General features: G+C 51.9%; 1 rRNA gene. It reads right to left on the reverse strand.

Annotation, left to right across the window (positions count from 1 at the left end):
* Positions 1–2 precede the first annotated feature (2 nt).
* A 23S ribosomal RNA gene (locus CSV70_RS16200) occupies positions 3–2,931 on the reverse strand.
* Positions 2,932–3,061 lie beyond the last annotated feature (130 nt).

The raw sequence follows: 3,061 nt of genomic DNA on the forward strand, positions 1-3,061 counted from the left end.
TATAGGTTAAGTCCTCGATCGATTAGTATCTGTCAGCTACATACGTCGCCGTACTTACACCCCAGACCTATCCACCTCATCATCTTTGAGGGATCTTACTTACTTGCGTAATGGGAAATCTCATCTTGAAGGGGGCTTCATGCTTAGATGCTTTCAGCATTTATCCCGTCCATACATAGCTACCCAGCGATGCCTTTGGCAAGACAACTGGTACACCAGCGGTATGTCCATCCCGGTCCTCTCGTACTAAGGACAGCTCTCCTCAAATTTCCTGCGCCCGCGACGGATAGGGACCGAACTGTCTCACGACGTTCTGAACCCAGCTCGCGTGCCGCTTTAATGGGCGAACAGCCCAACCCTTGGGACCGACTACAGCCCCAGGATGCGACGAGCCGACATCGAGGTGCCAAACCTCCCCGTCGATGTGGACTCTTGGGGGAGATAAGCCTGTTATCCCCGGGGTAGCTTTTATCCGTTGAGCGATGGCCCTTCCATGCGGAACCACCGGATCACTAAGTCCGTCTTTCGACCCTGCTCGACTTGTAGGTCTCGCAGTCAAGCTTCCTTATGCCTTTGCACTCTGCGAATGATGTCCAACCATTCTGAGGAAACCTTTGAGCGCCTCCGTTACTCTTTAGGAGGCGACCGCCCCAGTCAAACTGTCCACCTGACACTGTCTCCTGCCCGGATCACGGGCAAGGGTTAGAAGTCCAATACAGCCAGGGTAGTATCCCACCAATGCCTCCTCCGAAGCTAGCGCTCCGGAATCCAAGGCTCCTACCTATCCTGTACAGGCTGCACCGGAATTCAATATCAGGCTACAGTAAAGCTCCACGGGGTCTTTCCGTCCTGTCGCGGGTAATGCGCATCTTCACGCATATTATAATTTCACCGAGTCTCTCGTTGAGACAGTGCCCAGATCGTTACGCCTTTCGTGCGGGTCGGAACTTACCCGACAAGGAATTTCGCTACCTTAGGACCGTTATAGTTACGGCCGCCGTTTACTGGGGCTTCAATTCAGAGCTTCGCTTGCGCTAACCCCTCCTCTTAACCTTCCAGCACCGGGCAGGCGTCAGCCCCTATACGTCATCTTACGATTTTGCAGAGACCTGTGTTTTTGCTAAACAGTCGCCTGGGCCTATTCACTGCGGCTCTCTCGGGCTATTCACCCTACCAGAGCACCCCTTCTCCCGAAGTTACGGGGTCATTTTGCCGAGTTCCTTAACGAGAGTTCTCTCGATCACCTTAGGATTCTCTCCTCGCCTACCTGTGTCGGTTTGCGGTACAGGCACCTCCCGCCTCGCTAGAGGCTTTTCTTGGCAGTGTGAAATCAGGGACTCTGGAGATTAATCTCCTCGCCATCACAGCCTAGTGTTATATGAGAACGGGATTTGCCTCGTTCTCCACCTCACTGCTTAGACACACAACCAACTGTGTGCTCACCCTATCCTACTGCGTCCCCCCATTACTCAAACGGCGGGGAGGTGGTACAGGAATATCAACCTGTTGTCCATCGTCTACGCCTATCGGCCTCGACTTAGGTCCTGACTAACCCTGAGCGGACGAGCCTTCCTCAGGAAACCTTGGGCATTCGGTGGAAGGGATTCTCACCCTTCTTTCGCTACTCATACCGGCATTCTCACTTCCAAGCGCTCCACCAGTCCTTCCGGTCTAGCTTCAACGCCCTTGGAACGCTCTCCTACCATTGACCCTAAGGTCAATCCACAGCTTCGGTGATCTGTTTAGCCCCGGTACATTTTCGGCGCAGCGCCACTCGACCAGTGAGCTATTACGCACTCTTTAAATGATGGCTGCTTCTAAGCCAACATCCTGGTTGTCTGGGCAACGCCACATCCTTTTCCACTTAACAGATACTTGGGGACCTTAGCTGGTGGTCTGGGCTGTTTCCCTCTCGACAATGGATCTTATCACCCACTGTCTGACTCCCAAACATAAATCATCGGCATTCGGAGTTTGTCTGAATTCGGTAACCCGGGATGGGCCCCTCGTCCAAACAGTGCTCTACCTCCGAGATTCTTTCGTTTGAGGCTAGCCCTAAAGCTATTTCGGAGAGAACCAGCTATCTCCAGGTTCGATTGGAATTTCACCGCTACCCACACCTCATCCCCGCATTTTTCAACATACGTGGGTTCGGGCCTCCAGTCAGTGTTACCTGACCTTCACCCTGGACATGGGTAGATCACCTGGTTTCGGGTCTACGACCCCATACTGATTCGCCCTATTCAGACTCGCTTTCGCTGCGGCTCCGCTTTCTCAGCTTAACCTTGCATGGAATCGTAACTCGCCGGTTCATTCTACAAAAGGCACGCCATCACCCATTAACGGGCTCTGACAATTTGTAAGCGCACGGTTTCAGGATCTATTTCACTCCCCTTCCGGGGTGCTTTTCACCTTTCCCTCACGGTACTGGTTCACTATCGGTCACTAGGGAGTATTTAGCCTTGGGAGATGGTCCTCCCGGATTCCGACGGAATTTCACGTGTTCCGCCGTACTCAGGATCCACTCTGGAGAGAATATGCTTTCGACTACGGGGCTTTTACCCTCTTTGGCAGACCTTTCCAGGTCGCTTCATCTAACACATTCCTTTGTAACTCCGTATAGAGTGTCCTACAACCCCAAGAAGCAAGCTTCTTGGTTTGGGCTCTTCCCGTTTCGCTCGCCGCTACTAAGGGAATCGATGTTTCTTTCTCTTCCTCCGGGTACTTAGATGTTTCAGTTCTCCGGGTGTGCCACGAGTATGCTATGTATTCACATACACGTACTGTCCCATTATGGACAGTGGGTTTCCCCATTCGGAAATCTTCGGATCAAAGCTCACTTACAGCTCCCCGAAGCATATCGGTGTTAGTGCCGTCCTTCATCGGCTCCTAGTGCCAAGGCATCCGCCGTGCGCCCTTTCTAACTTAACCTATAAAAGGTCCAACTTCATCCTAGCGATAGGATTCCATCGGTTAAAAAGATTGCTTGAATCGCATATATGCGACTCGGTTGATTACTTGATTACTTTCAATGTCGTTTTATCCAGTTTTCAATGAACAA

The organism is Sporosarcina sp. P25, assembly GCF_002743235.1.
GTDB lineage: Bacteria > Bacillota > Bacilli > Bacillales_A > Planococcaceae > Sporosarcina > Sporosarcina ureae_B.